Source organism: Virgifigura deserti, from assembly GCA_003576685.1.
In the GTDB taxonomy this organism is placed as follows: domain Bacteria; phylum Pseudomonadota; class Alphaproteobacteria; order Dongiales; family Dongiaceae; genus Virgifigura; species Virgifigura deserti.
The window spans coordinates 594,689-606,900 of record QOZR01000001.1 but is presented as its reverse complement, the minus strand read 5'-3'; the positions used below and the strand labels follow the sequence as shown (position 1 = coordinate 606,900).

Below are 12,212 nucleotides of genomic sequence, written 5' to 3'. Positions count from 1 at the left end.
CCGCCCATGACCAGTCTTGGAATTGCCGCCACCGGAGTCCTGGATCAGCTCAATCCCTTCAGTCTCGGCAATCTGATCCTCTACTTCGCCTGGCTGATCATCTTCACCTTTACCGGAATAGCGGTTTGGCGGAGCGGGATTCCCTGGCTGCGCCTGATCTGCTTCCTGGTCAACCAGGTCGTCTCGGTCGGCGTCCTGTTGTCCTGGACGCTGACAGGCCTGCTTGCTTACACCTATTGGTGGGAGTCGGTCAGCGTGTTCGCGGCCACGGCGGCCGGGTCGCTCTATTTGTTTCGCACGCGCAAGCGGCTGCTGGCCTGATGGCGCTGTTCCGGTACTGCGGGAGCCCGGATCGATGTGCTAGACCTTGCGGCGACGGAGCGGGATCGGTAGGACCCGGATTGAAGGACCAAGGAGAAGAGCGGGCATGACGGAGTTGGATAACCTTCGGCAGGAGATCGATGCGATCGACGAGGTGGTGGTCGCCCAATTGGCGCGACGGTTCGCGGTCGTTCGCAAGGTTGCCGCCTATAAGGGAAAGCACGGCATTCCCGCGGTCCTGCCGGAGCGCATCGACGTCGTGAAGTCCCGCTGCGCGGCGCTTGCGGCGACGCAGGATCTCGACCCGGAGCTTGTCCGCGCCCTCTATGACCTGATCATCAAGGCGGCCTGCCGGCTCGAGGAGGAGATTATCGAGGCGGATGCCGCCTGAGCGGCCGGGAGACAGTCTGTTGGCGGAGAACCCCTTTGATCTTTCGGGCCACGCGGCGCTCGTGACGGGGGCGTCGAGCGGGCTCGGCCGCCGCTTCGCCCTCACGCTGGCCCGCGCCGGCGCCAAGGTCGCGCTGGCGGCGCGGCGCGGCGACCGGCTGGCGGATGTCGCCCGCGAGATCGAGGCGTTCGACGGCCGGGCGTTCCCGGTGATCCTGAATGTGACCGATCCGGTCAGCGTCCGCGATGCGGTCGCCGCTGCGGAAACCGAACTCGGGGCGATTACCATCCTGGTGAATAATGCCGGGGTCGCCGGCGCCAAGCCGATGCTCGAACAGGACGAGGCGGATTGGGACCGCGTCATCGATACGAACCTGAAGGGGGCTTGGCTCGTCGCCCAGGAGGTGGCGCGCCACATGATCCGCCTCGGCCATGGCGGCAGCATCGTCAATATCGCATCGATTCTGGGGCTGCGGGCGGCGAGTCAGGTCGCGGCCTACGGCGCCTCGAAAGCCGGGCTGATCCATCTGACCCGGTCGATGGCGGTGGAGCTGGCGCGGCACGACATCCGCGTCAACGCCATCGCGCCCGGCTATTTCGACACCGAGCTGAACCACGAGTTCTTGTCGAGCACAGCCGGTCAGGCGATGCTGAAAAGCATTCCGCAGCGCCGCTTCGGCCGGCCGGAAGATCTCGACGGTGCGCTGCTCTTGCTCGCCTCCGACGCTTCCGCCTATATGACCGGCGGCGTGATTACCGTGGATGGCGGACACAGTGTCGGCCTCTGAAACCGTGAGATAGGACCCGTGGATTTCCGCCTGGCGCCTGAGATCGACGACTACCGACGGCGGGTCCGCGCCTTCGTGGGCGAGCATATCCTGCCTCTGGAAGCCGACCCGGCGAGCTATGACGGGCATGAGAACATCGCCCCGGCGTTGCTGGCGCCGCTCCAGGAACGGTCCAAGGCGGAGGGGCTGTGGGCCTTGCAGATCCCGAAGGCGCGGGGCGGGCAGGGGCTGTCCGTCGTCGGCATGGCGGCCTGCTACGAGGAGATGGGACGGTCGATCTTCGGCCCGATCGTCTTCAACTGCGCCGCACCGGATGACGGCAATATGATGGTGCTCGAGAAGGTAGCGACCGAAGCGCAGAAGGAGCGTTGGCTGCAACCGATCGTCGACGGTCGCGTCCGCTCGGCCTTCGCCATGACCGAACCCAGCCCCGGCGCGGGATCGGACCCGGCCGGGATGATGCGGACGCAGGCTGAGAGGCGGGGCGACCGCTGGGTCGTGAACGGCCATAAATGGTTCATCACCGGCGCCGGCGTCGCGCAGCATTTCATCCTGGTCGCGCGCACCTCGGACGATTCCCGCAAGGGCCTCACCGCCTTTCTGTTCGACCGCGACCAGCCGGGCTGGGAGATCCTGCGCCGCATTCCGATCATGGGCCCGGAAGAGCATGGCGGCCATTGCGAGCTGCGGTTCGACGGCTTGGAAATTCCCGATGAGAACCGGCTGATGGAGGTGGGCGACGGACTGAAGCTGACGCAGATCCGGCTCGGCACGGCGCGCCTCACCCATTGCATGCGCTGGCTCGGCATGGCCGAGCGTGCGCTGGAGATCGCCGGTGATTACATCCGCGACAGAAACAGCTTCGGCGCCAAGCTGCAGGACCATGAAGGCGTTCAATGGATGCTGGGGGAGGCGGCCATGGCGATCGAGGTCGGCCGGCTGCTGACGATGAAGGCGGCCTGGAAGCTCGACCGGGGCGAGCGGGCCCGCAAGGAGGTGTCGATGGCGAAGATCCAGGTCGCCGACACGCTGCAGAAGGCGGTCGACACCGCGATCCAGCTCTGCGGCGCCCGCGGCTATTCGAAGGATACGCCGCTCGAATGGATGTACCGCTATGCGCGCCAGGCGCGGCTCGTGGATGGCGCCTCCGAAGTGCACAAGATGGTGCTCGCGCGAACCTATATGGGCGAGGGGCGGGATTTCTGGATATGGTCGTAGCCAGTGGGGCCGTAGGGAATGGGGGTGCGGACGGCGGCAGGCGGGAACGGCTGGCCCGCCTCATCATCTCCGCGAGCGGCGCCACGACGGCGCGCGTTCTCAACATGACGCCGCTGCGCGGCGGCGCAATCCAGGAAAACTGGGCCGTCGATGTCGAGCTGTCCGGCCTTCCGTCCTACAGTTCACTCGGCAGCCGTGAGACGCTTGTCCTGCGGACCGATGCACCGTCGCGGGTCGCCGTCAGTCATGGCCGGGCCGAGGAGTTCCGGCTGCTGCGGCTGGCGCGGGACGCGGGCGTGACCGTGCCCGAGCCGCTGTGGCTCTGCACCGACAAGGCCATCCTCGGCCGCGACTTCTACATGATGCGACGGGTGCCCGGAGTGGCGGCGGGGCATCGGATCGTGCGCGAGCCCGGGCTGGGCGGATCGCGCGACCGGCTGGCCGAGCGGCTCGGGAGAGAGCTGGCGCGCATTCATTCGATCACGCCCGAATCGGCCAACGCTCCGAAGTTCCTCGCCCTGCCGCGGCTCAGCCCGGCATTCGATCATGTCGCCCGCTACCGTCGCTATCTCGACGAGCAGGACGCGTCTTATCCGGTTCTGGAATGGGGGTTGCGCTGGCTGGAGCTGAATGCGCCGCCGGCTGGGGAGATCGTGCTGGTCCATCAGGACTTCCGAACCGGCAATTATCTTGTGGACGAGACTGGACTGACGGCCATCCTCGATTGGGAGTTCTGCGCCTGGGGCGACCCGATGGCCGACATCGGCTGGTTCTGCGCCAAATGCTGGCGCTTCGGCGCAATCGACAAGGAAGCCGGCGGGATTGCGCCCCGGGCGCCGTTCTATCGTGGCTATGAGGCCGCGTCCGGTCGCCGGATCGATCCAGTTGCCGTTCATTACTGGGAGGTGATGGCGCATGTCCGCTGGGCGGTGATCGCGCTGCAGCAGGCGGAGCGTCATATCGCGGGGGGCGAGCCGTCCCTCGAACTCGCTCTCACCGGCCGGATCCTTCCGGAGCTTGAGCTGGAGATCCTCGACTTGATCGAGAAAGCGCAAGGGTGGGCCGCATGATAGCGGATCCGACGGATCGGCCGACCGGCGCCGAGCTTCTTGCCGAGGCGCGCCGGCTGCTGATCGACAACCTGCTCTCTTTGCTGCCGCCCGAGCGGCGATATGACGCGCGCATGATCGCCAATGCCATGGCGATCGCCGCGCGCGAGTTGGAGGCCGGCGATGAACCGGTCCGCACCGCTCTGAACGACCTGGCCGCCCTCTATGACGAGCCGGTCGACCTTGGAGCTGTGGCGGCCGTGCTGCAGCAGAGGCTCGCCGATCTCGAGCATCGATTGGCCGAGGATATCCGCGGCGGCCGGTTCGATGCCGCCGATGCCCGTCGCGATGCCGTACAGGCCTATCTCCGCGCGAGCGTCCTGGCACGGCTCAGGATCAGCAATCCGAAGGCTCTACCCTATTCCGACCCTATATCCTCCCCTACATCCTCCCGCTGACGCGGTCCCGCTCCCCCGCGGTTCAACCGGGAGGAGCGGGAGAGGCGTCACGCGACCGGTTTGAACTTGAGATGCAGGGGATCGCCCTCGGGCTTGATGACGGCTTCGATCGTGTCCTTGTGGATATAGGCGACACGCTCATGCGTCAGGAAGACATAGGCGCCGGAATCCTCCATCAGATCCTGCATGCGCTTGTACATTGCGTCACGCTTGGCCAAGTCCTTCTCGCCTTTCGCCTTCGCATGCAACTCGTCGAACTCCTTGTTGCAGAAGCGTTCCCAGTTCCAGATGCCGACCTGATCGCAGGTGAACCATTCCGTCGCGTAGGAGGGATCCGGGTCCATGGAGAACCGGCCGATGATGAGTTGGATATCCTTCCACTGGTCGCCGACCGACTCGTCGCCGAGGGTCCAGAAGACGCCGGAATCCCGCTGATTGATGGTCACGTCGATCCCGACCTCCGTGAGCGAGGCCTGTACGACCTGCGCCATCGTCAGATACTCGGTCTGGATCTGCGTATCGAGCGTCAGGGCGAGGCGGTCCACGCCGGCCTCCTTCAGCAGGGCGCGCGCCTCGTCCAGGTTCCGCTGCATCGGCTGGATGTCGCGATGCCCGATCAGGCTCGGCGCGACGATCCCGGTCGAGCGCTCGGCCACGTCGAAATAGGCCGCCGCGACTGCGCTGTCGACGTCTACCGCCCGCTGGATCGCCTTGCGTACCCGGATGTCCTGCAGGGCAGGGTTTTCGACGTTCATGCCCATCCAGACGTAGGCCAGCGACGGAATGTCGACGACCTTTGATCCGGACGGCGGGCCTTCCTCTCGATAGCGGGAGAGCGTGGCGAGTGTGATCCTGGAGAAATCAAGCTCGCCAGCCTCGTAGGCGAGCTCCGACGCGGCCGGATCCTCGATCGGAACGATCACGATCTCGTTCCAATGCTGAGCCTCACCCTTCCAGAACGGATTGCGTTCGAACGTGACCCGTTGCTTTGGGATCCACTCCTTGATGCGATAGGGTCCGTTGTAGCAGGGCGGATCGGTGGTGAACTGCTTCTCGCCAAGCGCCTCCATCGCCTTCTTGCTGATGATCATGCCGCTGTTCGACGGCAAGGCGACCGTCCAGATCGTCGCCGCATACTCCTTGAGCACGATGACGCCGGAATACTTGTCCGTCACCTCGACATGGTCGAGCGTAGCCCAGTTCCCGGCATAGGGCGAATCGATCGCCGGATCGATGATTCGTTCAAATGAGTATTTGACGTCCTCCGCAGTCACCTCGCCGAGATCGTCGTTCCACATGATGCCCGGCTTGAGGGTGAACGCGATATGCGTGTCGTCGATCTGCTCGATCGATTCTGCGGCCTCGAGTTCCCAGTCGGTGGTCTCGCCGCCTTTGAACTGGATCAAATGCTGGAAGATCATGTCGCACATGATCGTGTCCGGCGCCGAAACGTGGAACGCCGGATCAAGGACTTGCAGATCGCCGTAGGTCGATAGGGTGAGGGTCCCCGCAGGTGCCGACCAACCGAGCCGCGGCGCCGCCAGCACCGTCAGCCCGGCTGCCGACGCGCCCTGTAAAAAGCGGCGGCGGGAAAAATCATCAAAGCGCATCAACGCCTCCCGTTTGTCTGTCGAAGTGGAATCTTATTTGGATCATGCCAGCGGTTATCGCTGGAGGTCGGCCGATCTTAGCGGCAATCCGTCGGGTCGTGAACTCATGACATCGCGTCGCCGCGGACGTTTTCCAAAGCACCGGTACTAGCGCGCATATGGTCGGTCGGCCGATTCGGACTGGGAAACGTCGAGGGGCGTTTTACGGCTTTTTAACCACGTTCGGCGGACTCTCTCACATCCCATCACCGCGCCGGAGCGACCGGCGCCAACGATCGATCACCGCAATGAGCGACTCGGCTCTTCACGACCCCCTCCCTCCCGCGCTCGCCGCGGCGAGGCGTCGCCGTCCTGCCCGGCGATCGACGGCCCTCATGCATCGCCTGCAGCGTCTGCGCCGCGCTCTACGATATGCCGCCCCGTTTCGGCGTTCGATCGGCGCGATCTTTCTTCTGACTCTGGCGCTGGCCAGCATAAACGCCGCGGAGCCGCTGGTCCTGAAATACATCTTCGACGAGCTCACCGCCGGTCAGGGCGTGCGGCCGTTGATCGTCGGCGTCGTCGGCCTTCTGCTTCTGGGCATTGTCCGGGAAGGGATCGGCGGCCTCTCCAACTGGCTGAGCTGGAAAAGCCGAATCGGCGTTCAGTACGCATTGCTTGAGGCGACCGTCGAGCGGCTTCACCGTGCTCCGCTGCGCCTGCAGCAGGGCGAAGGGGTGGGCGCGATCATCACTCGGCTGGATCGCAGCATCCAAGGCTTCATCGGCGCGGTGATGCAGATCCTGTTCAACCTGTTTCCGGCCGTCGTCTATCTCGTCATCGCTCTGGCGATCATGATCCGGCTGGACTGGCGTCTGGCGCTGCTGGTGACCTGCTTCGCGCCGATGCCGGCACTGATCGCGGCCTTCGCCGCACCCGAGCAGACCCGGCGGGAACGGACGCTGCTCGACAGCTGGGCGCGCATCTATTCGCGCTTCAACGAGGTGCTGTCAGGGATCATTACCGTCCGCAGCTTCGCGATGGAGGACTCGGAGCGGCAGCGATTCCTGCGAGACGTGAACATGGCGAATCGGGTCGTGATCCGCGGCGTCGGCGTCGACACCGGCTTCAGCGCCGTCACCAACATGGTGATCGCCGCGGCGCGGATCGCGGCGATCGCCTTCGGTGGCGTGCTGGTGCTCCGGGGCGACATCACCGTCGGCACGGTCGTCGCCTTCATCGGCTATGTCGGCGGCCTGTTCGGCCCGGTCCAGGGCTTGAGCGGCATCTATCAAACGCTGCACCGCGCCTCGGTCTCGCTCGACGAGATCTTCGCGATGCTCGACGTCCGGGAGCAGGTTCCCGACCGCCCGGACGCGCAGGACATCACGAAGGTACACGGTGCCGTCGCGTTCGAGAATGTGTCCTTCTCCTACGAGGAGCGCGCGCGGTCGCTGCTGCAGGGGATCGATCTCACGGTTCACCCCGGCGAGACCCTGGCGATCGTCGGTCCCAGCGGATCGGGCAAGACGACGCTGATGGCTTTGCTGATGCGGCTTCACGATCCGCTCAGCGGCACCATCCGGCTCGACGGAACGGATCTGCGGTTGCTGAAGCAGGACTCCCTGCGGCGCCAGATCGGCGTCGTCCTTCAGGACCCGCTGCTCTTCAACGATACGGTGCGCAGCAACATCGCCTATGGCCGGCCGGAGGCATCCACTGCGGAGATTGAGGCGGCGGCCCGCGCGGCCAACGCGCACGACTTCGTCATGCAGCTTCCGCAGGGTTATGACACCTATGTCGGCGAGCGGGGCGGTCGCCTGTCCGTCGGCGAGCGGCAGCGGATTGCGATTGCCCGCGCCCTCATCAAGAACCCGCCGATCGTGATTCTCGATGAAGCGACATCGTCGCTCGACGCCGAGTCGGAAGCGTTCGTCCAAGACGCGCTGGACCGGCTACTGAAGGGCCGGACCAGCTTCGTGATCGCCCACCGGCTATCGACGGTCGTGCATGCCGACCGGATCATCGTTCTCAAGGAAGGCCGGATCGCCGAATCCGGGACTCATAGGGCGCTGATGCGGAGCGGGGGCTACTATGCGGGGCTCGTCGAGCGGCAGACTCGCGGCCTCATCCGCAACGACGGGGAATAAGGTCGCCTAGAAGGCGATCAGGCAGGCGACGACGCTACCCTCTCGGTAGCGTATCGTCGCTGCATAGCGCTCTCGCGAGGCACCTCCGGGTGCAGCACCTTCACCACCAAGCAGTCGATGCCGCGCGCCAGCAGGTTCCGGCACAGGCTCGTGGCGTCAGTATGCTCGGTGAAGAGGCCGGTCTGAAGGCGGAAGAAAACCCCTTTGTCAGGTCCCAGATCGACCCGTCGAATGAGCGGCTTGAGATCGCCGAGCAGACTCGCCGCGGCGGCCGTCAGGCGCTCCCATCCGGCCTCGGCCTGATCCTTCCTGCGGTAGGCGGCAAGCTGGACGTGATAGATCGGCGTACCAGGGCCGCTCTCGACCTCCATCGTCAGGATCGGCGGGACAGCAACCGCGGGCGCGGCAGGCGTGTCCCCGGCATTCGGAGCGGCCGCCTCTTTCACGACGGGGCGGGCTGCGCTCTGCGCTGTTGACGGTGTCGGCAGGGGGATGGCTTGCCAACGGGACCGATTGACTGCCGAACGGCTTGGCTGTGGCGGCAGCGATGCTTCGCTCAGGGCGCTGTCTTGAGCGACAGCGGATTCGGATTGAGACAACCGAACATCGCCGGCCGCTGTCGAAACCGGAGATTGCGGCTGCGGGCTTGATCGATCCTGAGCTGCGGTGGGAAAGTCGGTGGCCGTCGATGGCAGACCGGCCAGATAAAGCGTGCCACTGTAACGCGAGCCGCTCCGCTCGATACCGAGTGCGCGCACGATATCGTTCTCTTCTTCCGCCAAGGGGAAGGGCGGCGGCGTGGTGCTGGCGCAGCCGGCGAGGTACAGGGGCAGTGCAAGCGCTACGAAGCCGATCCACCGGCGATGCTGACAATCCGACATTGATCTCTCCGCCTCATGTCCGCGAGGGAAGCGGCCGAGCCTCGTGTGACGGTTCCGGCGTTTGTACGCCAAATGTTGGGAACTGATTCGCACGAGAATTCGAAATACGCGGCCTATTTATGAGGCGACACTAACGCGCAACTTATTAGCGCGCAGTTAATGTGCTATTGACCGGATCGTTGCGAATGTTATCGGGAAAGAAATAGTATTATAATACCAGATAATTTTTTCTTTATATCTCAGTTATTGATCGGGAGTTTAACGGTATCGCCGCCATTCCGGCGACTCAAGGCCAGGTTCTGTCGGACACTCTTAGTCGTATCCCTCGGCGTCCCGCTCCCGTTCGGCTTCAGGAAAGGGTAGGGCGAGAACGATGCCGCTCCCGCCTGCCGCGTCGCCGATGGCCGCCGCTTCATCGGGGCCGAGTTCCACCACCCAATACAGTTTCTCGTCCTCGAAGGCGCTTCGGAAGGTGGAACTCTCGTTCCCGGTCGGCGGCTCATCGGGGTCGTATTCCAGCCGGGCGGCGACCAGGCGGGCGAGCGCCGCCGTATCCGCGCGCACGATGACTTCCCTCCAGATGGGATAATTCAGCCAGCGGGAGTCGTGAGGCTGGGCCACCGGTCGAATTCTCCAGAGCGTCATATCGGCTACCGGGTCCGTTGCTGGGCGTCAGTAGCGGAGGATGGCCGCGGCGAGATCGCCGCGCGGCAGGTCGCCCTTGTCCATCACATTGACCTGCCCGCCCTGCACCAGGGTCTGAACGGCGGCGTAATCCAGCAGGTCCTCGTTGTCGGCTGTCGCGCTGTCCTGGAGGGCGACCTGGTTCGCGGTCTCGTCGAACCGGCCCCAGCATCGTGCGTCGGCCGCGACGAACAGAGTATCCACCCGGCCGAAGCGCGCCGCCTTCACGATCTCGTCGACCCGCGTCTCGGCCCGCGAGTCCCCGTTACCGCACAGGGTTTGGAACTGGCCGACGGCCTCCTCCCGCGCCTTGGTGAACTCTGGCCGGACGAGCGCGTAGGCGCGCCGGTGCAGATCGTCCATGTCGAGGGCGTCAGGATTGATCTCCACCCCCTTCGGCAGGAGGTGCTTGGGCTTGTAGATTTTTCGGAAATGGCCCTCGATCTCCGGTTCGGCGGCGAGCACCAAAGATGCCTGGGTGTCGTCGAGATAATCCTCCACGCCACGTGAAACGCGACGGATGAACTCGACCAGTTGCGCCTTACGCTGCTCTTCCGGATCCTCGCCGAAGTTGTGGGTTTTTGGGATACCGACCGGTGCTGCGGTGCGTGGCCGGGCGACGGGGCTCGCATGCAGCATGTTTTGGTAGTCCGTCTCACCTGAAATGGCGGCGACGCTGTCCGGCAGATCCACGTCGTCGCACTCCGCCATGCCGAAACGTGAGGCCTCGAACAACCTCACCTTGCCCGCGGTGACGGCGAGGACAAAGAACAGGCCGTCGGCGGCGAGCAGCGTCAACAACGGCTTGACGTGGAACCGCTTGGCGACGACGACCAGTTCCGGAAGATCGATCGGGACCCGGTAGCGGTGGAAGATGCCCGGCGCCAGAAACAGGGCCAGGCCGCGATCCTGATGACGCCAGAAGGTGTAGTCCTCGACGAGTTCGAGGGCCGGGGCCAAGATCTGGTCGGCCTCGGGCCCGCGTAGACCCGTTTCGGTTAGCTGTCGCGCGGCCTCTCCCAGCAGATCCTTCAATCGAATCGGATCCTGCCGAACCTCGCGACCCGCGATGTGGGTCGGCAGAAAGATCGAAACGGCGGGAGTAGCATCGGCGGTCATTAGCCGGCCGAGATCGTCTTTGGTGAGCATGGCTTGATCCCGCGAAATTTGGGTGTTGCTGTTTTCGTTTCTAAACCCCCGCGATCTGTGGATGGTTCCGAAAGAGAGATGCATGCGCCCGAAGACGGTCTTCTGACGTTGTTTCTTGTTAAGAAACGAAGTTAATAGAGAAGAAAATATTTAAGGCGCATTCTCCGGCTCGCCCATTTTGGGCGTGATATGGATTGCGGAGAACTGGGTTGGCGCAACGTTTTGGTTTTCCATCCTATCCCGTGCTGGCATCAAGGCACGAGTTGCTCGACGCCGCCGGCGCGCTCGCCCAGCAGTCCGCCAGCCTGCAGAGCGGGGTCGACAACTTCCTCGCCGCCGTCCGCGCAAGCTGAAAGACAACCCGACCACAAGCCCGAGGCGGCGAGATGCCGCCTCGGGCGCGTTTTGCGGCCATCGCACGGATGGCCGTCGGCAGGAGGTCCAAACCTCACTATCTCGACCTCACTATCTCGAATAGCCATAAAACGGTTTCGCGAGGGAGAGAGTCATGGATTTTCAGCAGCCAAAACCACCCGGTCCGCCACCCGACGAGGCACCGGACGAGCGGCCCATCCCGATGCCGCCGACACCGCCGCCGGGGCCGGTTCCGCCCGCCGATCCACCGGACAAGCCACCGCTGGAGCCACCTTTTCCGAGCACTCCATCGAGGCCACCGCCGAGCCCGATTCCAGAGCCGTCCTAAGTCGGGCCTCTTTCAATCCGCGCGATGAGCTAAGAGAAAGAAGAGGCCAAGTTTGTGGAGGCAGGAGAGGTAAAGTGTGACGGAAATTCTCGCCTATTTCTGGTCAAGACTCGGTCTTCCAAGTGAGCCGCCCCATTGACTCTATCCAAACGCTCGACACTAAAGAAGCGGCAGAGCACTGTAATGTTTTCCACCGCAGTCACAAAATCGACAAAATTGACGAGCGTTTGCAAAATGTTGATCGCTGCCTTAAAAAATTATTAATTATCAAGCCCGTCAATGACTGCCCAAAAAATGGGCATATTAACCAAGCCGTGGGAAAAGGCCGGCTCAACTACGCTCCCCACAAATTTATCCACCGTTTTTGTTAGCAACTTGGACGACCGTCCGCGACCCCGCACACGTCCATCGGTCACGGCATGGGCGATGCGTCGTCCAGCTCCGTCTGGTTCCTTCCAGCAGCGGAATGCGCCGCCTGCGAGATTGGCTGTTCGGCGATGCGCAGCCTCTGTACGGTCAACTCGTCAATCGCTAGAGACCGTATCCGCGCTTTCCGGATTGCAAGATGGCCGATCGCCAACGCGCCGAAAGCCAGTGCGCCAACAGCGAGCGCACCGACGGCGGTCGCGCCTATCGCGACAGCCCGAAGCGAGGTCGATTTCGATTGTCCGGCTTGCGGAGATTAATGGCGTAGCATCTGCCTCATGCTCGACGGAACCGACGAACGATAAACAACACGCTCGCGCGTCATGTTCCGGAGGCGAAGCGCAATTCACCGGCAATCCGCCGCTCTCGGGCGTGCTTATGGCGGACAGGATGTCCGACAACCCAT

At 63.9% G+C, this 12,212-nt stretch carries 12 protein-coding genes; 8 read left to right on the top strand and 4 right to left on the bottom strand.

Annotation, left to right across the window (positions count from 1 at the left end; genetic code table 11):
- Window positions 1–6 precede the first annotated feature (6 nt).
- The 6 genes from DT069_RS02945 (at window position 7) to DT069_RS02920 (ending at window position 4,224) form a co-directional block, all read left to right on the top strand.
- On the top strand, window positions 7–321 hold the full coding sequence (locus DT069_RS02945; protein WP_119458747.1) for a hypothetical protein: 315 nt from the start codon (window positions 7–9) through the stop codon (window positions 319–321).
- A 106-nt stretch (window positions 322–427) separates the two neighbouring features.
- Window positions 428–712: a chorismate mutase gene (locus DT069_RS02940; RefSeq protein WP_119458746.1), complete on the top strand. Its 285-nt coding sequence runs from the start codon at window positions 428–430 to the stop codon at window positions 710–712.
- Between the two features lie 19 nt (window positions 713–731).
- Complete coding sequence (locus DT069_RS02935; protein ID WP_425449956.1) at window positions 732–1,499, top strand: SDR family NAD(P)-dependent oxidoreductase; 768 nt, start codon at window positions 732–734, stop codon at window positions 1,497–1,499.
- A gap of 18 nt (window positions 1,500–1,517) precedes the next feature.
- Window positions 1,518–2,717: an acyl-CoA dehydrogenase family protein gene (locus DT069_RS02930; protein WP_119458744.1), complete on the top strand. Its 1,200-nt coding sequence runs from the start codon at window positions 1,518–1,520 to the stop codon at window positions 2,715–2,717.
- Window positions 2,708–3,787, top strand: coding sequence for a phosphotransferase family protein (locus DT069_RS02925; protein ID WP_162912945.1), 1,080 nt, complete (start codon window positions 2,708–2,710; stop codon window positions 3,785–3,787). Before DT069_RS02930 ends, DT069_RS02925 begins: the two co-directional genes overlap by 10 nt.
- Window positions 3,784–4,224 (top strand): DUF6285 domain-containing protein, encoded by a 441-nt coding sequence (locus DT069_RS02920; RefSeq protein ID WP_119458888.1) that lies wholly within the window; start codon window positions 3,784–3,786, stop codon window positions 4,222–4,224. Before DT069_RS02925 ends, DT069_RS02920 begins: the two co-directional genes overlap by 4 nt.
- A gap of 47 nt (window positions 4,225–4,271) precedes the next feature.
- Here DT069_RS02920 and DT069_RS02915 read toward each other — a convergent pair whose 3' ends face one another.
- On the bottom strand, window positions 4,272–5,834 hold the full coding sequence (locus tag DT069_RS02915; protein WP_119458743.1) for an ABC transporter substrate-binding protein: 1,563 nt from the start codon (window positions 5,832–5,834) through the stop codon (window positions 4,272–4,274).
- Window positions 5,835–6,208: 374 nt separating this feature from the next.
- Here DT069_RS02915 and DT069_RS02910 point away from each other — a divergent pair, with 374 nt between their 5' ends.
- Entirely contained in the window at window positions 6,209–7,963 is a 1,755-nt protein-coding gene (locus DT069_RS02910; protein WP_119458742.1) for an ABC transporter ATP-binding protein, read from the top strand.
- Between the two features lie 17 nt (window positions 7,964–7,980).
- Here the strand turns inward: DT069_RS02910 and DT069_RS02905 are convergent, their stop codons facing one another.
- From DT069_RS02905 to DT069_RS02895, 3 genes are all read right to left on the bottom strand, one after another.
- Complete coding sequence (locus DT069_RS02905) at window positions 7,981–8,745, bottom strand: SPOR domain-containing protein (protein WP_162912944.1); 765 nt, start codon at window positions 8,743–8,745, stop codon at window positions 7,981–7,983.
- 411 nt (window positions 8,746–9,156) lie between these two features.
- The gene (locus tag DT069_RS02900) at window positions 9,157–9,408 is read right to left on the bottom strand and encodes a hypothetical protein (protein ID WP_162912943.1); all 252 of its coding nucleotides are present in this window, start codon (window positions 9,406–9,408) and stop codon (window positions 9,157–9,159) included.
- A gap of 108 nt (window positions 9,409–9,516) precedes the next feature.
- On the bottom strand, window positions 9,517–10,677 hold the full coding sequence (locus tag DT069_RS02895; RefSeq protein ID WP_119458739.1) for a baeRF3 domain-containing protein: 1,161 nt from the start codon (window positions 10,675–10,677) through the stop codon (window positions 9,517–9,519).
- A 209-nt stretch (window positions 10,678–10,886) separates the two neighbouring features.
- Here DT069_RS02895 and DT069_RS24520 point away from each other — a divergent pair, with 209 nt between their 5' ends.
- Window positions 10,887–11,030, top strand: a complete 144-nt coding sequence (locus DT069_RS24520; RefSeq protein ID WP_162912942.1) for a hypothetical protein — start codon at window positions 10,887–10,889, stop codon at window positions 11,028–11,030.
- The last annotated feature ends 1,182 nt before the right edge of the window (window positions 11,031–12,212 follow it).

What these genes read in the sequence shown, in the direction of transcription:
- DT069_RS02945 (WP_119458747.1), top strand. Translation starts at nt 7, where the DNA reads ATGACCAGTCTTGGAATTGCCGCCACCGGAGTCCTGGATCAGCTCAAT.
- DT069_RS02910 (WP_119458742.1), top strand. Translation starts at nt 6,209, where the DNA reads ATGCATCGCCTGCAGCGTCTGCGCCGCGCTCTACGATATGCCGCCCCG.
- DT069_RS02895 (WP_119458739.1), bottom strand. Translation starts at nt 10,677, where the DNA reads ATGCTCACCAAAGACGATCTCGGCCGGCTAATGACCGCCGATGCTACT.
- DT069_RS02940 (WP_119458746.1), top strand. Translation starts at nt 428, where the DNA reads ATGACGGAGTTGGATAACCTTCGGCAGGAGATCGATGCGATCGACGAG.
- DT069_RS02920 (WP_119458888.1), top strand. Translation starts at nt 3,784, where the DNA reads ATGATAGCGGATCCGACGGATCGGCCGACCGGCGCCGAGCTTCTTGCC.
- DT069_RS02925 (WP_162912945.1), top strand. Translation starts at nt 2,708, where the DNA reads ATGGTCGTAGCCAGTGGGGCCGTAGGGAATGGGGGTGCGGACGGCGGC.
- DT069_RS02915 (WP_119458743.1), bottom strand. Translation starts at nt 5,834, where the DNA reads ATGCGCTTTGATGATTTTTCCCGCCGCCGCTTTTTACAGGGCGCGTCG.